Raw genomic sequence first — 20,763 nt, forward strand, 5'->3', positions numbered from 1 at the left:
AGATGGTTCAGGCGTCGAGCAGGCCCGCATGGCGCAGGGCGGCATCCACGAGCGCCTTCGTCTCGTCGCCGACCGGGAGGAGCGGCAACCGCACCTCGTCGGTCATCAGGCCGAGGCGCGCCAGGGCGTACTTCGCCGGCGACGGGTTCGGCTCGACGAACATGCTGGCATGGAGCGGCATCAGACGGTCCTGGATCTGCAGCGCCTTGGCGTAATCGCCGCCGAGCGTCGCGTCCTGGAGGTCGGCGCAGAGCCGGGGCGCCACGTTGGACACCACCGAGATGCAGCCGCAGCCGCCCTGGGCGTTGAAGCCGAGCGCCGTCGCATCTTCGCCGGACAGCTGGATGAAATCCTCGCCCATGGCCTGGCGCTGCAGGCTGACCCGGTCGAGCTTGGCCGTGGCATCCTTCACGCCGGCGATGTTCTTGAGTTCGTACAGGCGCGCCATCGTCTCGACGCTCATGTCGACGATGGAGCGCCCGGGAATGTTGTAGAGGATGATCGGGATGCCGATGGCATCGTTGACGGCCTTGAAATGCGCGTAGAGCCCGGCCTGGGTCGGCTTGTTGTAATAGGGCGTCACCACCAGCACCGCGTCGGCCCCGGCCTTCTCGGCGTGGCGGGCGCGGGACACCGCCTCGGCGGTGGAATTGGAGCCGGCACCGGCGATCACGGGCACGCGGCCGGCCGCTTCCTCGATGCAGATCTCGACCACGCGGTCGTGCTCGGCATGGCTCAGGGTCGGGCTCTCGCCGGTGGTGCCGGTGGGAACGAGCCCGTGGATGCCCTCCGCGATCTGCCAGTTCACGAACTTGCGGAAAGCGGCCTCGTCGAAGGCCCCGTCCTTGAACGGGGTCACGAGCGCGGTCATCGCGCCCCGGAGGCGTCGGGTGGAGGTCTCGGTCATCCTGGCGTTCCCAGCCGTCGGTCTTGTCATGGCCGGTGTTCCGGCAGCGGCACCGCGTGTCGCGGACGGGCAGACATAGGCGCTCGCCCGCACCGGCGCAAACGCTGCTTTGCCGGGGTTAATGCCTTCTTAATGCCCTTTGGGTGAGCTTGATGGTCTGTCCACGGTGATGGGACTGGAAGAACCATGGTGTTCTCGACGCAGCGCGCAGCCCTGATGCTGGCCCTCAGCCTGGCTTCGGCCGGCGCCCTCGCGGCTTCTGCGGGGCCGGACGGGGAGCCGAGCCTGCGACCGGCGAGCGATGCGGTGGCGCCCTCCGCCGCCCTGCCGGACGCCAAGATCCCCGATCCGGTCGCGGCCGACGCTCTCAAGATCGACGCGAAGGCGCCGGAGGCCGCCCCGAGCCAGGCCCTCCCGGCCGCCGCCAAGGCCTACGCGTCGGCCGACCCCGAGGCCGGCATCGCATTTCCGCTCCCCGATGCGGCGGTCTCCCCCGTCGCCCCGATCCCCGAGGTGCCGGACCCGGCCCGCGCCGCCCAGGTGGCGCCGGATATCGACCTGCCGGCCCTGCGGCAGGCCATCGATGCCTACCGCAAGGGCCGCGTCTCCGAGGGCGACCGCCTGCGCGACGGCTTCAAGGACCCGGCCGCCCGCGCGCTCCTCGAATGGGTGGCGATCCGGGCAGGAGCCGGCATCGGATTCGAGCGCACGGTGTCGTTCACCCGCCTCCATCCCGACTGGCCGGCCGGCCCGCTGCTCCGGCGCCGGGCCGAGGAGGCCCTGCTGACCGAGCGCCGCAATGCCGCGACCGTGCGGGCGTTCTTTGCCGCCGCGAAGCCCGCGAGTGCGCCGGGCAAGTTCGCCCTGGCGCTCGCCTTCAAGGCCGATGGGCTCGACGAGGACGCGGCCGCGCTGGTGCGCGACCTGTGGCGGTCCGAGACCTTCGGCCGGAACCTCGAGACCAAGGTGGTCGACGCCTTTCCGACGGTGCTGACCCGAATCGATCACCGCTACCGGATGGAGCGTGCGCTCCTCAAGGAGGATTACGACACCGCCGGGCGCGCCGCGGCTTTGGCCGGCGCCAGCTACGCCACCCTGGTGCGCGCCCGCCGCGCGGTGGAGGACAAGAGCACGTCCGCGCCCGCCGCCCTCAACGCGGTGCCGCCGTCGCTGCGCAGCGATTCATCCTACATCCTGTCACGGGCCCAGTACCTGCGCCGCCATGACAAGTTCGCGGAGGCGGCCGCGATGCTGGCGACCGCGCCGACCAACGGGGATGTCCTGGTCGACGGCGACGAGTGGTGGGTCGAGCGCCGGATCGTGGCCCGCAAGCTGATCGATACCAACGACCCCGCGGGTGCCTACGCGGTCGCCCGCGCTCCCTGCGCCCGCACGGTGGAGAAGCGCATCGAGGCCGCGTTCCACGCCGGCTGGATCGCCCTGCGGTTCCAAGACGACGCCGCCAAGGCGGCCGGGCACTTCGCCGAAGCGGCCGAGATCGCCGAGACCCCGATCTCGCTCGCCCGCGTCGCCTATTGGCAGGGTCGCGCGGCCGAGGCCCTGGGACAGGCCGACGCCGCCAAGACCTTCTACGAGCGGGCCGCCCTGCAGCCGATCGCCTATTACGGGCAGTTGGCGCGCACCAAGCTCGGGCGTTCCAGCCTGTCGCTGCGCAGCATTCCCAGCCTCGACGCCAAGCAGCAGGGCGCCTTCGACCAGCGCCTCTACGTGCGCGCCCTGAAGATGCTGGAAGCCGCGGCGATCCGCGATCTCGCGCTGCCCCTCTACATCGACGCGGCCAATCGCCTGACCGATGCCGCCGAACTCGAAGCGCTGGGCAACATCGCGGCCGAGCAGCGCAACTCCCGCGCCCTCGTGGCCATCGGCAAGGCCGCAGTTCAACGCGGCCTGCCCCTCGACGCCCACGCCTATCCGACCATCGGCATTCCGAACTACGAGGCCTCCGCCGCCGTGCCCCTGGTGGAGAAGGCGATGGTCTTCGCCATCGCCCGCCAGGAGAGCCAGTTCGACCCGCAGGCGCAATCGAGCGTCGGCGCCCGCGGCCTGATGCAGATGATGCCGGCGACCGCCCAGCGCACGGCGCGCCGCGTCAGCGCCAGCTTCGACCAGGACCGCCTGACCAGCGACCCGGCCTACAACGCCCGACTCGGCCAGGCCCATCTCGGCGAGTTGATGGAGGATTGGCGCGGCTCGTACATCCTGGCCTTCGCCTCCTACAATGCCGGCGGCGGCAACGTGAAGAAGTGGATCGACGCCTACGGCGACCCGCGAAAGGGCGGCGTCGACCCCATCGACTGGGTCGAGCGCATCCCCTTCACCGAGACCCGCAACTACGTCCAGCGGGTGATGGAGAACCTGCAGGTCTATCGCAACCGCCTCGACGGCAAGAGCGCGCTCCTGATCGACGGCGACCTCCAGCGCGGGGCGCGCTGACTCGACGGGGACCGCCAGCGCGGGGCGCGCTGACCCGGCGCCGCCCGACATGGTCAGCGAGGCCCCGCCGCGCTAGGTGGCAGGATCTCAGCCGCCTGCCCCGGACATGCCGTGACCGATTCCACCGAAACCCGAACCGTCCTCCCCGAAGCGGTTACCGCCGAAGCCGCTGCCCCCGAACCCGCTGCTCGCAATGTCATCACGGCCGCAATCCTGGTCATCGGGGACGAGATCCTGTCCGGGCGGACCAAGGACAAGAACATCGGCACCATCGCCGATTACTGCACGGCCATCGGCATCGACCTGAAGGAGGTGCGGATCGTTCCCGACGAGGCCGACCGCATCGTCGCCGCCCTCGACGCTCTCCGGCACGCCTACACCTACGTCTTCACCACCGGCGGCATCGGCCCGACCCACGACGACATCACCGCCGATTGCGTGGCCGCCGCCTTCGGGGTGACGATCGACATAGACCCGCGCGCCAAGGCGATGCTGCTGGAGCGCCACAAGCCGGAAGACCTCAACGAGGCGCGTCTGCGCATGGCCCGCATCCCGGCCGGCGCCGACCTGATCGCCAATCCGATCTCGAAAGCGCCGGGCTTCCGCATCGGCAACGTCTTCGTCATGGCGGGCGTGCCGGCGATCATGCAGGCGATGCTCGATACGATCGGCCCGACCCTCGACACCGGCGCCAGGGTGCTGTCGGAAACCATCGAGGCCGGCAACATGCCCGAGGGCACCTATGCGGGCGGCCTCGCCGCTATCGCCAAGGCGCACGGGGCTGTCTCCATCGGGTCGTATCCGTCGATGACGCAGACCGGGTTCGCCAACCGCATCGTGGTGCGGGGCAAGGACGCCGAGGCCGTCGCGCGGGCGAAGGCCGAGATCGTGGCGCTGCTCGCCACCTTGCGGATTTGACGCGACCGCCCGAACCCGGGCCGCCGTGACCCGCTTGCATCAATGCGACCTGTGGAGCGGACACGATGGCGGAGCAGACGGAGAACGAGGATGCCGAACAAGCGGAGAGCGTGGCCGAGAGCGGCCGGCCGGACGCCTTCGTCTTGCACGAGGTCATCCGCCGCGAGGGCGACGAGGAGTTGCGGCGGCGTGGCGGCGCGCTGCTGATCTCGGCCCTCGCGGCCGGCCTCTCGATGGGCTTTTCGTTGATCGTGCCCGGGGTGCTCCAGGCACATCTGCCGGAGGCTCCCTGGGCCAGCCTGATCACGAGTCTCGGCTACGCCACAGGCTTCCTCATCGTGGTGCTCGGGCGCCAGCAGCTCTTCACCGAGAACACGCTGACGCCGATCCTTCCGCTCCTGCACGATCGAAACCGGACGACCCTGTGGCGGGTGCTGCGCCTGTGGGGCATCGTGCTCTTCGGCAACATCGTCGGCACGGCGGCGATCGCGGCGGTGCTCGCCTTCTCGGACGCCTTCGAACCCGGCCTCCATGCCGCCTTCACGCAGATCAGCCATCACGCGCTGGCCTCGGCCTTCGCCACCACGGTGATCAAGGCGGTGTTCGCCGGGTGGCTCATCGCCCTGATGGTCTGGATGCTGCCCGCGACCGGTTCGGCGGCGGTGTTCGTCATCATCCTGATCACGTGGCTGGTCTCGATGTGCGGCCTCAGCCACATCGTCGCCGGATCGGTGGATACGTTCTACCTCGTCTTCACCGGCGAGGCCTCGATGGTCGACTATGTTTGGCGCTTCTTCCTGCCGACGCTGATCGGCAACGTCTTCGGCGGCACGGCCCTGGTGGCGGTGCTCAATTTCGGCCAGGTCGCTCCGGAGGTCGAGGCCCAGAAGGAATCGGACGGCGAGGCGTGAGCTGGGCTCAGCCCGCGGAATCCGCCCGGCCCCGGACGTAGCCGTGCGAGATCAGGCGGTCCCGCCGCAGGGTTCGCCGCTCGGCCTCGCACAGATCCGTCAGGGCATCGGCCACGGCGCGGTGCAGGGCCAGGATCGCATCGCCGCCAGCCTCCTCCAGGTAAGCGGACACGATGGCCTCCGCCGGAGCCGCCCACTCGGACAGGGTGTTGGGACGAGGCTGCATCGCGGATCCTGATTGAGAACAGATCAGGAACATGGTCTGACCCGCCAGGGTGGGTCAACCGGGATTCGCAGGTTTTCCCCGAGGTCGGTTCGAAAGGCGCCGCCACAGAACGATGTGTCGGCGCGGGATCGTTAAGAAACGCACGCGCTTTCCGCAGCGCGCACGCGTTGATTCTTAGGCGCGCACAAGCCGGTTTCAGGCTTGCACGAGGCGGTTTCAGGCTCGCACGAGCCCCTTTCCTTTAACGGCCGCCGCGAGGGCTTTGAGGTTGCGGTTGAGATCGGCGATCTCGTTCAGCGCGATCGTCTTGTGGCCGTCCTTCACCGCGCGCTCGATGTCGCTCACCTGGTCGGTGGCGATGCGCTTCAGTTCGGCGGCGAGCTGGTCCCGTGTCATCGTCGCTCCTGTCACGGCTGGAGGGGTGCCGGATCGATCTAGCGCAACGTGCTTAACCGGCCGTTGTCGGATCCGGCATCGCACCGCCTCGCGCATCGTCCCACATTCTCCGATCCGCGAAGTCCGGGCGTAGAAATTCGGTACGGCCTGAGACGCTTCCGAGGGGGGTGTGTCTTGCGGGGCATAGTCGAGATGAACAACCGAGGATAGCTTGGCCAACAACTCTCCGACCCTGGGACAGACACCCCGATGATCTCAAAATTCCTCCTGGCTGGCGTTGCTTCGCTCGTCGCCCTCGGCGCGGCCAACGCTGCTGACCTTCCGCGCCGCGAAGTGGCGCCGGTCTTCACCCCGATCCCGGTCTTTACCTGGACCGGCATCTACGTGGGAACGCACAGCTCCTACACCTTCAGCGACAGCCAGAACATCCGGACGCTGGGCAACAACGACAACACTGCCAGGAACGTCGCTCTCGGCCGCCGCGCGCCGAACTTCAAGGCCGAGCAGGACGGCATCGGCAATATCGGCGGTGGCATCGGCTACAACTATCAGCTCACCCCGGGCTCCGGCTTCGTCATCGGCGCCGAGGCCGACGTGACCTGGACGGATATCGGCAAGCGCCGCGACTATCTCGGCCCGGCCATCGCGCAGAACAACTTCATCCCGGATCCGAGCAGCTACCGGAACCGCCTGAACTACCTCGGCACCGTGCAGGGCCGCCTCGGCTACGCCTTCGACCGGTTCCTGGTCTACGGGACCGGCGGCTTCGCCTACGGCGAGGTCAAGTATCAGGCCGACTTCTTCAACACGGCCGGCCAGCTCGCCTATTTCGGCCGCTACAAGGGCATGGAGACGGGCTACGTCTACGGCGGCGGCGTCGAGTACGCGATCCCCACCGACAGCTTCCTGAACCGCTTCAACTTCATCGGCGGTCTCATCGGCGCCAGCGCCATCACGCTGAAGGCCGAGTACCTGCGCTACGACCTCGGCAGCCGCAACGTGCTGGTGAACAACACCGGTCTGGGTGCGCCCGCCACCGGCTCGTACACCTCGCGCTTCAACACCGAGGGCAACCTCATCAAGGCCGGCTTCAACTACAAGTTCGGCTCGTACTAGGATCATTTGGTCCGGCGGCCCTGCAGGGTTGCCGGACCGGGACGTCCCGGACGAGAAAAGCCCCGCTCTTGCGAGCGGGGCTTTTTGCTGTTCGGTGCCGGATCGCCCGCGTCGGTGACGGGGTCGGGTCAGGTCCGCCAGGGGTGGGCAGGCAGTTCCGTCGATCCGATCGAGCTGGCACCGGCCAGCGCCACCGCGTGGTCGTTCTCGACGGTGGAGCCGCTGACGCCGATGGCGCCGGACATCTCACCGTCCTTGTCGACGATCGGGATGCCGCCCGGGAAGGTGATGAGCCCGTCGTTCGAGTGCTCGATGCCGTAAAGCGGCCCGCCCGGCTGCGAGAGCTGGCCGATCTGGCCGGTCATCATGCCGAAGAACACGGAGGTCTTGGCCTTCTTGTGCGAAATGTCGATGGAGCCGACCCAGGCGCCGTCCATCCGGTAGAACGCCTTCAGGTTTCCACCCGAATCAACCACGGCGATGCACATCTGCGTGCCGAGCTCGACGGCCTTGGCGCGCGCCGCCTCGATGGCCTTGTGCGCGTCTTCGATGGTCACGTGCATGATCGGATCTCCCTGAATACCTGGTCGTGGTATCGTGTCATGCGAGAGCGTGACACGCTGATCTTGTAGATTTTCAGCAACGCTTGCCGATGACGGCGGTCTGCTAACGGACGAGGGCCCGATTCGGTGCCCTGGCATCCCCAGAACCCTCGCCAAACAAAAGGGCCGCCCCCGAAGAGGCGGCCAAGGTGCGGGTTAGTTCGTCTGGTCGCTCGCGTGTCAGCTCGCCGACATCGCGTTGGCCTTCTCGATCAGTGCCTCGGCCATGCGGATGGAGGCGATGTCGATCAGGCGGCCGTCGAGGGACACGGCGCCCTTGCCGGCCTTGGCGGCGTCTTCCATGGCCGCCAGGATGCGGCGGGCCTTGTCGACTTCGGCGGCCGACGGGGTGAACACCTCGTTGGCGAGATCGATCTGCGAGGGGTGGATCGCCCACTTGCCCTCGAAGCCGAGCGCGGCGCAGCGGCGGGCGGCGGAGGTGTAGCCGTCCGGATCGGAGAAGTCGCCGAAGGGGCCGTCGATGGGACGCAGGCCGTAGGCGCGGCAGGCGACCATCATGCGGGCCTGGGCGAACAGCCACGGGTCCTGCCAATGGGTCTCGCGGTTGCCGGACTCATCCTTGTCGGTCAGGACCGAGTAGTCCTTGTTAACGCCGCCGATGACGGTCGAGCGGGCGCGGGTCGAAGCGGCGTAATCGGCGACGCCGAACGACATGGCTTCGAGGCGCTTCGACGAGGTCGCGATCGCCTCGACGTTGGCCATGCCGAGCGCGGTCTCGATCAGGACCTCGAAGCCGATCTTCTTCTCGCGCTTCTTGGCCTGCTCGATCTGCGTCACCATCACGTCGATGGCGTAGACGTCGGCCGGCACGCCGACCTTGGGGATCAGGATCATGTCGAGGCGCGGGCAGGCCTCAACGATGTCGACCACGTCGCGGTACATGTAGTGGGTGTCGAGACCGTTGATGCGGATCATCATGGTCTTGTTGCCCCAGTCGATCTCGTTGAGCGCCTGGATGATGTTCTTGCGGGCCTGCTCCTTGTCGTCCGGAGCGACCGCGTCCTCGAGATCGAGGAAGATCACGTCGGCCTTCGAGGTGGCGGACTTTTCCATGAAGGTCGGGTTGGAGCCCGGAACGGCGAGCTCCGAACGGTGAAGGCGCGGGGTGGCCTGCTGGATCAGGGTGAAGCTCATTGGGATTCCTTCCTGTTGGGAGTGTTCTGGTCGTTCATGAGACCCGACGGTCGGGCCACCATACCGGTCCGGATGCGCCTGAGCGCAAGCCCGAGGGCCTGGGGCGGCCCTCGGTTTCCTGACAGCATCCTCACCCCGTCGCGCCGAAGCCGACGGCGATGCAGTTGATCGAGAGCAGCAAGGCGGATTTCACCGCCTCGCGCTGGTCCTCGTCCTCTTCCGAGCGGAAGCGGCGGAGGAGTTCCACCTGCTCGCGGCTGACCTGGTTGATCGTCGGCAGGCGCCCGTTGAGGCGATCGCGGAACAGGGGGAAGCGCTCCGCCAGTTCGCTGCCGCCGCTGACCCGCAGGGCCATCTCGCGGGTCAGGGCGTATTCGGCCTCGATCAGCGGGAAGATGCTGTTGCGCGCCCCCTCGTCGGGGACGAGGCTCGCGTAATCGCGGGCGATCTCCAGATCGACCATCAGCAGAGTCTTCTCGACCTCGTCGAGGATGAGCCGGAACGGCTTCGATTCCGCGAACAGGCGCTTCAGCTGAGCCTCGCCCTGCTGACCGCGCACGTCGAGGAAGCTTTTCAGGCCCGAACCGACGCCGTACCAGCCCGTGATGACGTGGCGGTTCTGCGACCAGGCGAACACCCACGGGATGGCGCGCAGATCGGAGAGCGAGCGGGCGCCGAAGCGGCGGGCCGGGCGCGAGCCGATGTTGAGAAGCGCGATCTCGTCGAGGGGGCTCGCGGCACCGAAATAGGTCACCAGATCGGGGTGCTGGATCAGGTTGACGTAGGCCGCGCGCGAGGCGCCGGACAGCGCCTCCAGGCAGTCGTCGAATTCATTGCGGGGGATCTTGGCGGCCTCGCGCTCCGACTTCAAAGCGTGCTCGAACACCGAGGAGGCCAGAAGCTCCATCTGGTAGGCGGCGGTGCCCCGGTTGGCGTATTTGAACGAGACCACCTCGCCCTGCTCGGTGGTGCGGAAGCGGCCGTTGATCGAGCCGGGCGGCTGGGCCGCGATGGCCCGCGCGGTCGGGGCGCCGCCACGGCTGACCGAGCCACCGCGGCCGTGGAAGAACGCGATCGGCACGCCGGAGGCCTTGCCGAGCTGGGTCAGCTTGTCCTGCGCCTTGTACAGCTCCCAGTTCGAGGCGACGAAGCCGCCGTCCTTGTTCGAATCCGAGTAGCCGATCATGACCTCCTGCACGCCGCCCTGCCAGCGGGTGGAGCGGCGCACGACCGGGATCGAGAACAGCTCCTTCATGATCGCCGGCGCGGCGCGCAGATCGTCGATGGTCTCGAACAGGGGCACCACCGGCAGGCAGCAGATCTCGGTGCCGGCGGCGTCGAGGAAGTTGCCGGCCTCCTTGGCCAGCAGATAGGCGCCGAGGATGTCCTGCACCGAGCGGGTCATCGACAGGATGAACGAGCCGAAGGCCTCGCGGTCGAGCTGCTCGCGCATCTCGCCGACCAGCGCGAAGGTCTCCAGGGTCTCGCGGGCGTCGTCCGGCAGGTCTTCGAAGCTGCGCTCGCCCGTGCGCGGCTTGGCCAGCTCGTCGATGAGCCACTTCTTCCACTCGGGGGAATCGACGTCGGGCGGGGTGCGGTTCTGCCCGTTCGACTGAACCCACAGGGCCTGCAGGGTCTTCGTGGTGCGGGTGGTGTTCTCGCGCAGGTCGAGGCGGACGGTGGAGAATCGGAAGATCTCGACCATGCGGCGCACCGGGCGCACCAGGTCGACCGCCAGCGACGCGCATTTCGCGTCGGCGAGGCCCTGTTCCAGAATGCGCAGGTCGTTGATGAGGCCGTCGGCGCTCGGATAATCGGGTCCGGTCGAGCGCTGGCCCTTGTTGCGCAGGATCGTCGCCTCGAGCTTGCGCAGGATGCAGGTGAGGAACTGGCGATAGGCCTCGCCCGGGTTGCGGTTGGCGATGGCGCGGCCGTCACCGCTCTCGGCGAGCATCTGCGCCAGCTCGGCCTTGAAGGTCGGCGGCACCGGCAGCGAGCGTTCGGTGAGGGACAGCGTCCGTCCGAGCGCGGTGACGCCGTCACGGTAGCGCCGCAGGGAGGCGAGCGCGTTGCGCTGCAGGGTGGTGCGGGTGACCGAGGAGGTGACGTAGGGATTGCCGTCGCGGTCGCCGCCGATCCAGGAGCCGAACTGGAAGAAGGCCGGCACCTCGAACTTCTCGTCCGGGTAATACTGCGCCAGGCTCTCCTCCAGGGAGTAGAGCACTTCGGGCAGCATCTCGAACAGCGTCTCATCGAAGAAGTGCAGGCCCCAGGCGACCTCACGCTCGACGGTGGCCTTCTCCAGATGGAGTTCGCCAGTCATCCAGACGAGTTCGATCTGGTCCCGCAGCTCGTTCATCAGGCCGTTGCGCTCGCGCTCGGTCCAGCGCGGCAGTTCCAGCTCACGCAGCACCAGGTAGATGCGGCGGAACTTCTCCAGCACGGTGACGCGCTTGCCCTCGGTGGGATGCGCGGTGATCGTCGGGCGGATGCGCAGGTCCTTGAGCAGCGCGTGGATCTCCGGCGCCTTGATGCCGTTCGCCGCCGCGTCGGCCAGGACGGCGCTGAAGCTGCCGCCCAGCGCCTCGCGGCCCTTGGTGCGCTCAACCTGCCGGCGCCGGCGCATGGCGGCGTTCTGCTCGGCGATCGAGAGAAGCTGAAACCAGATGCCCTGCACCTGCAGCGCGCGGGCCAGCAGTTCGGGCGAGAATTCCGAGATGTTGGCGCGGCCGTGCAGCACGTCCTCAAGCTCGGGCTCATGGCGGCGCGCCACAGCCAGGAGAGCATGGAACAGGATGTCGAGCGCTTCCTTCGACGAGGTGCCCGTGATCACGGGCGGCGCGAAGGTGAGGTCGACGGCTCCGACCGGGGCGTGAAGGGTATCCGTCATCGAAGGCCACCTCGAGGGGAGTATCAGCCGATTGACCGCGACGGAGGCGGGCAATGGATTGGTGTGTTGCAGCCGCCGGGCTCATGCGATCGGCGATCAGGACGATCAAGCTTCGGGCCTGGAAGCGCGACGGACCCCCTCCCCCTCTGCGGGAGAGGGTGCCTGCGGAGCAGGCGGGAGAGGAGGCGACCGCTTCGCGGATGGTCTACCGCTCTCCCGGTCGCTCCGCGACCACCCTCCCCCACGGATGGGAGAGGGTTTTCGATCTCACGCGGCCAGCTTGCGCATCACCTGCGCCACCGTGGAACCGAACTCGCCGGGGCTCGGGGCAACGGTCAGTCCGTAGGAGCGCATGATCTCGGCCTTCTCGGCGGCGGAATCGCCGGTCGCCGAGATGATCGCGCCGGCATGGCCCATGCGGCGGCCCTTCGGGGCGGTGAGGCCGGCGACGAAGCCGATGACCGGCTTCGTCATGTTCTCCTTGATCCAGGCCGAGGCCTCGGCTTCCTGCGGGCCGCCGATCTCACCGATCATCAGAACCGCCTTGGTCTCCGGGTCCTGCTCGAACAGGGCGAGATGGTCGAGGAAGGACGAGCCGTTGATCGGGTCGCCGCCGATGCCCACCGAGGTGGTGATGCCGATGCCCTCTTCCATCATCTGGGCGGCCGCCTCGTACCCGAGGGTGCCCGAGCGCGAAATCACCCCGACATTGCCCTTGAGGTAGATGTGGCCGGGCATGATGCCGAGCATCGACTTGCCGGGCGAGATGATGCCGGCACAGTTCGGGCCGACCACCATGGTGCGCCGATCCTTGGGGTAGCGGCGCAGATACCGCTTCACCCGCATCATGTCCTGGGCCGGGATGCCGTCGGTGATTGAGCAGATCAGCGCGAGGCCGGCATCGGCGCCTTCCATGATGGCGTCGGCCGCGAAGGGCGGGGCCACGAAGGTGATGGAGGTGGTGGCGCCGGTGGCCTCGACGGCCTCCTTGACGGTGTTGAACACCGGCACGCCCAGATGGGTCTTGCCACCCTTGCCCGGGGTGACGCCGCCGACGACGTTGGAGCCGTACTCCATCATCTCCTTGGCGTGGAAGGTGCCCTTGTCGCCCGTGATGCCCTGGATGAGGATCGGGGTCTTCTCGTCGATCAGAATGCTCATGACGTATCCTCCCCTCTCTTAGCGGTTGTTCTTGGCGGCGGCGCAGGCCTCGACGGCCTTGGCGGCGGCGTCGGACAGGCTGTTGGCGGTGATGAGATCGAGGCCGCTCTCGGCCAGGATCTTCTGGCCGGCCTCGACATTGGTGCCGGCGAGCCGGACGATCAGAGGCACGTCGATCTTCACCTCGCGCGCCGCCTGGATGACACCCTGGGCGACCCAGTCGCAGCGGTTGATGCCGGCGAAGATGTTGACGAGGATCGCCTTCACGTTGCGATCCGACAGGACGAGGCGGAAGGCCGTGGCGACCCGGTCCGGCGAGGCGCCGCCGCCGACATCGAGGAAGTTCGCGGGCTCGCCGCCGGCATGCTTGATCATGTCCATGGTGGCCATGGCCAGACCGGCACCGTTGACGATGCAGCCGATTTCACCCTCAAGGCCGATATAGGAGAGGTTGTGCTCGGCGGCCTGGGCCTCGCGCGGGTCGCCCTGCGAGGGATCGTGCATGTCGGCAATGTTGCGCCGGCGGAACATGGCGTTGTCGTCGAAGGACATCTTGGCGTCGAGGGCCAGCACCCGGTCGTCCTTGGTGACGACGAGGGGGTTGATCTCCAGCATGGTGCCGTCGCAATCGCGGAACGCCCGGTAGGCGTTCATGATCGTCTTCACGGCGGCCGAGACCTGCTTGATGTTGAGACCGAGCTGGAAGGCGATCTCGCGGGCCTGGAACTGCTGCAGGCCGACGGCGGGCTCGACCACCACCTGGATCAGCGCCTCCGGTTCGTTGGCGGCGATCTCCTCGATGTCCATGCCGCCGCGCTGGGAGGCGATGACCCGGACGCGCTCGGCCTTCCGGTCGAGGACGTAGCCGAGGTAGAGTTCGCGCTCGAACGGGTCGGCGGTCTCGACATAGACGCGCTGGACGGGCTTGCCCTCGGGCCCCGTCTGGAGCGTCACCAGGCGCTTACCGAGGAGGTCCTTGGCGGCGTCGCGAACCTCGTTGTAGGTCCGGCACAGCTTGATGCCGCCGGCCTTGCCGCGGGCGCCGGCATGGATCTGCGCCTTGACGGCCCAGAACGATCCGCCGAGCTCGGTGGCGGCATAGACCGCCTGATCGGCGCTGAAGGCGACGGCGCCCTTTGGAACGGCGACACCGAAGCCGGCAAGCAGTTCCTTGGCCTGGTACTCGTGCACGTCCATCAGCGTTCTCCTCGGCGTTTCTTCGTTGGCACGACTGTCTCGTAAATTTCACTTCACGGAAAGTGCTTGGCCGTTTATATTTTTTTACATTGGCGTTCACTCTGCCTTGAGGGGCGGTGAACTGTATTCAGTTTGCACAAGAGCTGCCCCGATGGCGTCGGGAGCAGCTCTTGATATCGCCGATCGTCCGGTTTGTCTTGGCCCGATGCCTCGCGGCTTAGCCTGGGGGTTTAACCGCCCCAGTTGACCCGAGGCGTCAGTTCACCTTGGCCTTGACGATTTCGTAGATGGACTCGTTCAGCGGACCAGCCGAGCCCATCAGGGTTTCCAGCTCGCGCAGGCGCTCGTCGGCGAAGGCCCGGTCGTCGAGGCCCTTGGCGTTGACGTAGACGTTGAGGGCGGCACTGCGCAGGCCCGCATGGGCGGAGAGCACCGCCACGCCGGCATCCGAGATGACGTTGAGGTTGCCCTTGTCGGCCACGATCTGGGCGAGGTCGATGACCTTGCGGCAGGCGCGGCAGCATTCGAGCGGCACGTCGGTGGCGACCTTGAGGGCGGCCTGGATCTTGTCCGCCCGCGCGGCCTTTTCTTCGTCGGTGGTCTTGGGAAGCCCGTAGGCGCCCATCACCGCGTCGAAGGCGGCGACATCGTCGGCGATCATGCCGGTGAGTTCGGCGCGCAGGGCCTCGGACTTCCCGAGGATCTCCTTCAGCTCACCCTCCACCTCGACGTACTTCTTCTTCCCGATGGTGAGGTTGCACACCATGCTGAGGAGGGCGGCGCCCATGGCGCCCGAGATGGCGGCGGCACCACCCCCGCCGGGGGTGGGCGCCGAACTCGCGAGACCGTCCAGGAAGGTCTGGATCGTCTCGTGCGCGGGATTTTCCTTCTCGGCCATGGCGATCAGGCCATCTTCTTGGCGAGGGCGTAGATCGCCTCGGCGTCCAGCACCTGCTCGGTGTTGTCGAAGAGCTGGCCGACGCAGGCGCGGTGCAGCTTGAGCTTCAGGCCGCCGATGCCGAGGGCGCCGAACACCTTCTTGCCGTGCCGGTCCTTGCCCTTGTCCATGGCCTCGATGCCGCCGAAGCCGAGGGGTGGCTGAGCGTTGTAATCGGCCACGAACTCGATGCTGGCCTCGTCCTTCCAGGCATCCTCGGGCAGCAGCTCGAGGCCGATGGCGCCGGCGGAGAACACGAGGTTCTGGCCCTTGACGATCTGGGCGCGCGAGGCGGCGTCGGGCGTCTCGGCGGCCTTGATGCTCACCTTGAAGCGGGTGTTGATCTGGTCGGCGGCGGCCTGAGCCTTGTCGAGCGACCGACCGCACAGGATGACCTCGGCGCCTTCCTGGGCGAGGAGCGCGGCCGAGCGCATGCCGACCGGGCCGGTGCCGGCGAGCACGACGGCCTTCTTGCCCTGGAGCGAACCGGCGGCCTTCTGGACCAACGCAACGCCGGCGGCGGCGGTGGTGTTGGAGCCGTTGGAATCGAGCATGATCGACACGCGGAAGGGGCCGAAGAAGCGCTTCTTCACCGCCTCGAACACGGCCTCGCCGGCCGCCATGCTGCCGCCGCCGACGAAGATCGCCGTCGACTTCTTCTCGGAGCCGCCGCGGGTGTAGATCGTGCCGTCGACCAGGGCGCCGACATTATCCGGGGTGACGTTGCCGTAGCCGGTGATGTGGTCGGCGCCGCCATCGTAGCCCACCACCACGTCGAACACGCTCGGAACGGCGTCGGTATCGAATTGGAACAGAAGCTTCTTCATTTGGCGTCCTCTCGCCCGCGTCTCGGCGCGGCTGGCGTTCGTGTTGGTATGTCCGTTCGGCGGCACGACCCGCGCTGTCAATCCAGGGCGCCGACGTCGAGCCCGGAATGCAGAGTCGCCGAGGTCACCGACTGGAATACCACGTGTGTTCTGGGATTCCGGGTTCCACTTCGCGGCCCCGGAATGACGATCGGTTCTTATCGATGCGCAGTTCGGTCCTCGACCACGTCGAGGTCAGGTTAGACCACGTTCTGCGGCTTGCCCGCCACGAAAGCCTCGACATTGTCGACGAGCTGGTCGGCGAGGATCTGCATGGCTTCCTTGCTGGCCCAGGCCACGTGCGGCGTGACGATGAGGTTGGGCAGGTCGAGCTCGCACAGGATGTTGCCGTTCTTGGGCGGCTCGGTCATCACCACGTCGAACCCGGCGCCGCCGATGGTGCCCGCCTTCAGGGCCTCGGCCAGAGCCTCTTCGTCGACGAGGCCGCCGCGCGCGGTGTTGATGAGAAGCGCATGCTTCTTCATCTTCGCAAGCTGTTCGCGCCCGATCATGTTGCGGGTCTCGGGCGTCAGCGGCGCGTGCAGCGTAATGACGTCGGATTCGCGCAGGATCGTCTCGAAATCGACGAGGCCCTCCTGGGGGAACACGTCGTAGGCGATGACCGTCATGCCGAGGGCTTCGGCCCGCTTGGCGATGGACTTGCCGAGAGCGCCGTAGCCGACGATGCCCAGCGTCGAGCCGGCGATGTCGTGGATCGGGTAGTCGAAGTAGCAGAACTGGGTCGACTTCGCCCAATCGCCCCGGCGCACCGAATTGGCATAGGGCACGATGGCCCGGCGCAGCGCGAACATCAGGCCGATGACGTGCTCGGGCACAGTGTTGAAGGCATAGCCGCGGATGTTGACGACGGTGATGCCCTGGGCCTTGGCGGCCTCCTTGTCGACCACGTCGGTTCCGGTGGCGGCGACCGCGATCAGCTTGAGGTCGGGAAGCTGCTTCAGGGTGTCGGCCCGCATCGGGACCTTGTTGATCAGGGCGATCTGGGCGCCCTTCAGGCGCTCGACGATCTCTTCCGGCGTCCAGGTCGACTCGTACTCGACGTACTCGTGCGGGAAGTTGAATTCACGGACCTTGGCGTCCAGGGACTCGCGGTCGAGGAACACGATCTTCTTCGTCATGGAATCCTCTGGCCGATCCGGCCAAGTCTCGGATAGGCGCGTCACCGCTTGGGCACGTCACCGATAGGGTCGCGGGTGTGACCGGGATGGGCGAACCCATCCCGGTCGCGTGTCGGGCTTCGAGAAGCTCAGGCCTTGTGGAGCGGGTTCTCGCGCAGGTAGCTCGACGCGGCGGCGACGCCGGAGCCGGGCTGGACCTTCATGCCATGGTCGAGCATCGACATCTCGGCACCCGCGATGGCACCCAGCAGCGACAGCTCGTTCATGTCACCAACGTGGCCGATGCGGAACACCTTGCCAGCCACCTGGCTCAGACCGGCGCCGAGCGCCAGGTTGTAGCGCACGTAGGCGTGCTTGATGATCGCGGCGGCGTCGACGCCCTCCGGCACCAGGATGGCGGTGACCGTGTCGGAGTTCCACTTGGGCTCCTTGGCGCAGGTCTTCAGGCCCCAGGCCGCCACGGCCTGGCGGGTCGCCTCACCGAGCACGTGGTGGCGGTGATAGACGTTCTCCAGGCCTTCCTCGTTGAGGCAGGCCAGGGCCTCGCGCAGGCCGTAAAGCAGCGGCAGCGACGGGGTGTAGGGGAAGTAGCCCGACGGGTTCTGCTTCTGGTGGTCGGCCCAGTCGAAGTACACGTGCGCGAGGCGGTCGTTCTGGCCCGACGAGGTGTCGGCGGCCTTGAGCGCCTTCTGGCTGACGCAGATCACGCCGAGGCCGGCGGGGAGCATCAGGCCCTTCTGCGAGCCGGCGATGGCGCAATCGACCTTCCACTCGTCCATCTTGAAGGGGAGCGAGCCGATCGAGGAGACGCCGTCGACGAACAGCAGGGCCGGGTGGCCGGCGGCGTCGATCGCCTTGCGCACGGCGCCGATATCGCTGGTGACGCCGGTCGCCGTCTCGTTATGGACGACCATGACGGCCTTGATCTCGTGGTTCTTGTCGGCGCGCAGGGCCTCGCCGATCCGCTCCGGGCTCGCACCCGTGCCCCACTCCTCATCCTGGACGATGACTTCCAGGCCGAGGCGCTGGGCCATGTCGATCCAGAGGTGGCTGAACTGGCCGAAGCGGGCGGCCAGGACCTTGTCGCCGCGCGACAGGGTGTTCGACAGGGCGGATTCCCAGATGCCGGTGCCGGAGGCCGGGAACAGGAAGATGGTGCCCTCGGTCGAACCGTAGACGGCCTTCGTGTCCTGGAAGAGCGGCTTGGTCAGCGAGGGGAAGTCCACCGAACGGTGATCCTCGGACTGCACCATCATCGCGCGCATCACGCGATCCGGGATGTTCGTCGGGCCCGGGACGAACAGGTGGTTCCGGCCGGGACGTCGCGTTGCCGCCATGATGTTTCTCCGCTTTCTCTTCGTCTCCGCAGGCATTCACCTGCGGCATGCAAGATTCTGGATGGTTTGAACGAACCGCGCGGCTCTGTCCCGAGACGTCCGGGACTAGGCCGACGCGGCCGCCGATGTGCCGGATTGTGGGACGAGCCCGCCGGCGTTCGGGACCCGGTCGCGCGCCGTGCGGACGGATGAGCCGGCCGGAGTTCGACCTCCGACATCCTCCGTCCCGCGCGCCACCGAATGCCTCACGCCTCTTCTCCATGGGCCGGGTCGCACGCTGGATATGCGCGCGCCGCTGGGCCGTTTCAGCGTCGTCGTCCCCGGGAACGGCACCCTTGATTTGCCTCGATGGGCTCCGGCCATGCGTTTTCGAACGCCGCCCGGTGGGGCACCTTGCGGAGGACTATGCCCGCCTTCGCGGGGAAAGGAAAACCCGAAATACTTACTTCCAAATCAAAATTTTTTTCGTGGAAGAAGGGCTTACGTCGCGTTGCGGTACCCTCGCCGACGCACGGGTCGGCGTCATCAAACTGATACGGGAATCCGGTTTGGCTCGCCACATCTGAGGCTGTCCCGGAGGCGAGCGTGGGCGAAGATACCGAGACGACCCGCGTCCGGACCTTGTTTCTGTCGGACATGCATCTCGGCACCAAGGGCTGTCAGGCCGATCTGTTGCTCGAATTCCTGCGCGATTACGATGCGGACGAGATCTATCTTGTTGGGGACATCGTCGACGGCTGGCAGCTCAAGTCGGGCTGGTACTGGCCCCAGAGCCACAACGACGTGGTGCAGAAGCTGATGCGCAAGGTGCGCAAGGGCTCCACCCTGGTCTACGTGCCGGGCAACCACGACGAATTCCTGCGCGACTACATCGGCATGACCTTCGGGGGCATCGAGGTCGCCGACCAGCGCCTGCATGTGGCCGCCGACGGCAAGCGCTACCTCGTCATCCACGGCGACCAGTTCGACATGGTGGTGCGCCACGCCAAGTGGCTCGCCTTCCTGGGCGACGGCGCCTACACCTTCGCGCTGTTCATCAACACCTACGTCAACACCGCGCGCCGGCGCCTCGGACTCGCCTACTGGTCGCTCTCGGCCTGGGCCAAGCTCAAGGTGAAGAATGCGGTCAACTTCATCGGCAAGTTCGAGGAATTGCTGAGCGCCGAAGCCCGGCGCGCCGGGGCTGACGGGGTCATCTGCGGCCACATCCATCACGCCGCCAACCGCCAGATCAACGGGCTGACCTACCTGAACACCGGCGACTGGGTCGAATCCTGCACCGCCATCGTCGAGCATTACGACGGCACCATGGAGGTGCTGCACTACCCGAGCCTGCTGCGCGCCCGCGCCGCCCGCGCCGATCTGGTCGGGCATCCCCGCCCCGACGGAGCCCGGGCCGTCGCGTGAGACTCCTCATCGCCACGGATGCCTGGCACCCGCAGGTCAATGGCGTCGTCCGCTCCCTGGAGAACATGGCGGCGGCCGGCGCGGCTTTCGGCTTCGAGACCGTGTTCCTGACGCATCAGGACTTCGCCTCCGTGCCGCTGCCCGGATATCGGGAGATCCGGCTGGCCTACGCCACCAAGCGCCACGTCGCGCGGCTGTGGGACGATCTGCGCCCGACCCATGTGCATATCTCGACCGAGGGCACGGTCGGCTACGCCACCCGCCGCTACTGCCTCGCCCATTGCCGGCCGTTCACCACGAGCTATCACACCCGCTTCCCCGAATACCTCTCCGCGCGCGCGCCCGTGCCGGAGGCCTGGAGCTACGCCTGGCTGCGCCGGTTCCACGGAGCCTCGAACGGCACGATGGTGTCGACCCCCTCCCTGGAACGCGACCTCGACGCGCGCGGCTTCACCAAGCTGATGCGCTGGACGCGCGGCGTCGACACCGACCTGTTCCAGCCCCGGCCGACGAATGCGCCGGAACCGGCCGATCTCGCCGGGCTGCCCCGACCGATCTTCCTCTCGGTCGGTCGCCTCGCGGTCGAGAAGAACCTGGAGGCCTTCCTGCGCCTCGACCTGCCCGGCACCAAGGTCGTGATCGGGGACGGTCCGGATCGGGCGCGCCTCGCCGCCATCGATCCGGGCGCGCGCTTCCTCGGGACCCGGACCGGCGCCGACCTCGCCGCCCTCTATGCCGGCGCCGACGTCTTCGTCTTCCCGAGCCTGACCGACACCTTCGGCATCGTGCTCCTCGAAGCCCTGGCCTGCGGGGTGCCGGTGGCCGCCTATCCGGTGACGGGGCCCCTCGACGTCATCGGCGGTTCCGGCGCCGGCATCCTCGACCACGATCTGCGGGCAGCGGCTATGGCGGCCCTGGACCTGCCGCGGGCGCGGTGCCGCGCGGAGGCCCTGCGCTATACGTGGGCGGAGAGCGCGCGCCAGTTCTACGACAACATCGCCGTCGCGCACGGCACCGTACCGGCGCGCCGGCCAGCCCTGGAAACTCAGGCGGAAGCGGCGATCCATCTCGGTTGAGGCATGGACGGGTTGCCGTGGCCGGGCTAGGGACGGGCCAACAGGCCCCCTGTGCACGGATCTTGCCG

Annotated in this window: 18 protein-coding genes; 6 read left to right on the forward strand and 12 right to left on the reverse strand. The window is 67.6% G+C overall.

The genetic code is table 11. The features are described from left to right. Positions 1–7: 7 nt before the first annotated feature. Positions 8–907 carry a 4-hydroxy-tetrahydrodipicolinate synthase gene (gene dapA, locus ASF60_RS20245; RefSeq protein ID WP_056189361.1) on the reverse strand — a complete coding sequence of 300 codons (900 nt, stop codon included), beginning with the start codon at positions 905–907 and terminating at the stop codon, positions 8–10. 186 nt (positions 908–1,093) lie between these two features. Between dapA and ASF60_RS20250 the strand changes: the two genes are divergently transcribed. From ASF60_RS20250 to ASF60_RS20260, 3 genes are all read left to right on the forward strand, one after another. Next, on the forward strand, positions 1,094–3,361 hold the full coding sequence (locus tag ASF60_RS20250; RefSeq protein WP_056189364.1) for a lytic transglycosylase domain-containing protein: 2,268 nt from the start codon (positions 1,094–1,096) through the stop codon (positions 3,359–3,361). Positions 3,362–3,559: 198 nt separating this feature from the next. Further along, positions 3,560–4,279, forward strand: coding sequence for a competence/damage-inducible protein A (locus ASF60_RS20255; RefSeq protein ID WP_056189694.1), 720 nt, complete (start codon positions 3,560–3,562; stop codon positions 4,277–4,279). A 65-nt stretch (positions 4,280–4,344) separates the two neighbouring features. Next, positions 4,345–5,190 carry a formate/nitrite transporter family protein gene (locus tag ASF60_RS20260; protein WP_056189366.1) on the forward strand — a complete coding sequence of 282 codons (846 nt, stop codon included), beginning with the start codon at positions 4,345–4,347 and terminating at the stop codon, positions 5,188–5,190. 7 nt (positions 5,191–5,197) lie between these two features. Here ASF60_RS20260 and ASF60_RS20265 read toward each other — a convergent pair whose 3' ends face one another. Then, positions 5,198–5,416: a hypothetical protein gene (locus ASF60_RS20265; RefSeq protein ID WP_056189369.1), complete on the reverse strand. Its 219-nt coding sequence runs from the start codon at positions 5,414–5,416 to the stop codon at positions 5,198–5,200. Between the two features lie 216 nt (positions 5,417–5,632). After that, a complete protein-coding gene (locus ASF60_RS20270) occupies positions 5,633–5,812 on the reverse strand; it encodes a hypothetical protein (RefSeq protein WP_056189372.1) in 180 nt (59 codons plus the stop codon). Positions 5,813–6,061: 249 nt separating this feature from the next. Here ASF60_RS20270 and ASF60_RS20275 point away from each other — a divergent pair, with 249 nt between their 5' ends. Beyond that, positions 6,062–6,928, forward strand: coding sequence for an outer membrane protein (locus ASF60_RS20275; protein ID WP_056189375.1), 867 nt, complete (start codon positions 6,062–6,064; stop codon positions 6,926–6,928). 128 nt (positions 6,929–7,056) lie between these two features. On the opposite strand, the gene ASF60_RS20280 is transcribed toward ASF60_RS20275, so the two are convergent. The 9 genes from ASF60_RS20280 to ASF60_RS20320 form a co-directional block, all read right to left on the reverse strand. Continuing rightward, positions 7,057–7,491: a GlcG/HbpS family heme-binding protein gene (locus ASF60_RS20280; RefSeq protein WP_056189378.1), complete on the reverse strand. Its 435-nt coding sequence runs from the start codon at positions 7,489–7,491 to the stop codon at positions 7,057–7,059. A 219-nt stretch (positions 7,492–7,710) separates the two neighbouring features. Next, on the reverse strand, positions 7,711–8,685 hold the full coding sequence (locus tag ASF60_RS20285) for an HpcH/HpaI aldolase/citrate lyase family protein (RefSeq protein ID WP_056189381.1): 975 nt from the start codon (positions 8,683–8,685) through the stop codon (positions 7,711–7,713). A 130-nt stretch (positions 8,686–8,815) separates the two neighbouring features. Further along, a complete protein-coding gene (locus ASF60_RS20290; RefSeq protein ID WP_056189385.1) occupies positions 8,816–11,575 on the reverse strand; it encodes a phosphoenolpyruvate carboxylase in 2,760 nt (919 codons plus the stop codon). Positions 11,576–11,842: 267 nt separating this feature from the next. Beyond that, entirely contained in the window at positions 11,843–12,736 is an 894-nt protein-coding gene (gene sucD / locus ASF60_RS20295) for a succinate--CoA ligase subunit alpha (protein WP_056189386.1), read from the reverse strand. 18 nt (positions 12,737–12,754) lie between these two features. After that, complete coding sequence (locus ASF60_RS20300) at positions 12,755–13,933, reverse strand: malate--CoA ligase subunit beta (RefSeq protein WP_056189389.1); 1,179 nt, start codon at positions 13,931–13,933, stop codon at positions 12,755–12,757. Positions 13,934–14,189: 256 nt separating this feature from the next. Beyond that, complete coding sequence (fchA, locus tag ASF60_RS20305; RefSeq protein ID WP_056189392.1) at positions 14,190–14,831, reverse strand: methenyltetrahydrofolate cyclohydrolase; 642 nt, start codon at positions 14,829–14,831, stop codon at positions 14,190–14,192. Between the two features lie 5 nt (positions 14,832–14,836). After that, positions 14,837–15,697 (reverse strand): NADP-dependent methylenetetrahydromethanopterin/methylenetetrahydrofolate dehydrogenase, encoded by an 861-nt coding sequence (locus ASF60_RS20310; protein ID WP_056189395.1) that lies wholly within the window; start codon positions 15,695–15,697, stop codon positions 14,837–14,839. A 239-nt stretch (positions 15,698–15,936) separates the two neighbouring features. Then, positions 15,937–16,875, reverse strand: coding sequence for a D-2-hydroxyacid dehydrogenase (locus ASF60_RS20315; RefSeq protein ID WP_056189398.1), 939 nt, complete (start codon positions 16,873–16,875; stop codon positions 15,937–15,939). A 128-nt stretch (positions 16,876–17,003) separates the two neighbouring features. Beyond that, entirely contained in the window at positions 17,004–18,212 is a 1,209-nt protein-coding gene (locus ASF60_RS20320) for an aminotransferase class V-fold PLP-dependent enzyme (protein WP_056189401.1), read from the reverse strand. Between the two features lie 585 nt (positions 18,213–18,797). Between ASF60_RS20320 and ASF60_RS20325 the strand changes: the two genes are divergently transcribed. After that, positions 18,798–19,619 (forward strand): UDP-2,3-diacylglucosamine diphosphatase, encoded by an 822-nt coding sequence (locus ASF60_RS20325; protein ID WP_056189403.1) that lies wholly within the window; start codon positions 18,798–18,800, stop codon positions 19,617–19,619. Continuing rightward, positions 19,616–20,695: a glycosyltransferase family 4 protein gene (locus ASF60_RS20330; protein ID WP_056189407.1), complete on the forward strand. Its 1,080-nt coding sequence runs from the start codon at positions 19,616–19,618 to the stop codon at positions 20,693–20,695. The genes ASF60_RS20325 and ASF60_RS20330 overlap by 4 nt, the downstream gene beginning before the upstream one ends. Positions 20,696–20,763: the final 68 nt, after the last annotated feature.

Origin of the sequence: Methylobacterium sp. Leaf113 (assembly GCF_001423325.1) — a bacterium.
Lineage (GTDB): Bacteria > Pseudomonadota > Alphaproteobacteria > Rhizobiales > Beijerinckiaceae > Methylobacterium.

Coding starts and splice junctions, on each gene's coding strand:
- ASF60_RS20320 (WP_056189401.1), bottom strand. CDS start 18,212: ATGGCGGCAACGCGACGTCCCGGCCGGAACCACCTGTTCGTCCCGGGC.
- dapA (WP_056189361.1), bottom strand. CDS start 907: ATGACCGAGACCTCCACCCGACGCCTCCGGGGCGCGATGACCGCGCTC.
- fchA (WP_056189392.1), bottom strand. CDS start 14,831: ATGGCCGAGAAGGAAAATCCCGCGCACGAGACGATCCAGACCTTCCTG.
- ASF60_RS20260 (WP_056189366.1), top strand. CDS start 4,345: ATGGCGGAGCAGACGGAGAACGAGGATGCCGAACAAGCGGAGAGCGTG.
- ASF60_RS20285 (WP_056189381.1), bottom strand. CDS start 8,685: ATGAGCTTCACCCTGATCCAGCAGGCCACCCCGCGCCTTCACCGTTCG.
- ASF60_RS20265 (WP_056189369.1), bottom strand. CDS start 5,416: ATGCAGCCTCGTCCCAACACCCTGTCCGAGTGGGCGGCTCCGGCGGAG.
- ASF60_RS20270 (WP_056189372.1), bottom strand. CDS start 5,812: ATGACACGGGACCAGCTCGCCGCCGAACTGAAGCGCATCGCCACCGAC.
- ASF60_RS20290 (WP_056189385.1), bottom strand. CDS start 11,575: ATGACGGATACCCTTCACGCCCCGGTCGGAGCCGTCGACCTCACCTTC.
- ASF60_RS20280 (WP_056189378.1), bottom strand. CDS start 7,491: ATGCACGTGACCATCGAAGACGCGCACAAGGCCATCGAGGCGGCGCGC.
- ASF60_RS20300 (WP_056189389.1), bottom strand. CDS start 13,933: ATGGACGTGCACGAGTACCAGGCCAAGGAACTGCTTGCCGGCTTCGGT.
- ASF60_RS20275 (WP_056189375.1), top strand. CDS start 6,062: ATGATCTCAAAATTCCTCCTGGCTGGCGTTGCTTCGCTCGTCGCCCTC.
- ASF60_RS20250 (WP_056189364.1), top strand. CDS start 1,094: ATGGTGTTCTCGACGCAGCGCGCAGCCCTGATGCTGGCCCTCAGCCTG.
- ASF60_RS20315 (WP_056189398.1), bottom strand. CDS start 16,875: ATGACGAAGAAGATCGTGTTCCTCGACCGCGAGTCCCTGGACGCCAAG.
- sucD (WP_056189386.1), bottom strand. CDS start 12,736: ATGAGCATTCTGATCGACGAGAAGACCCCGATCCTCATCCAGGGCATC.
- ASF60_RS20310 (WP_056189395.1), bottom strand. CDS start 15,697: ATGAAGAAGCTTCTGTTCCAATTCGATACCGACGCCGTTCCGAGCGTG.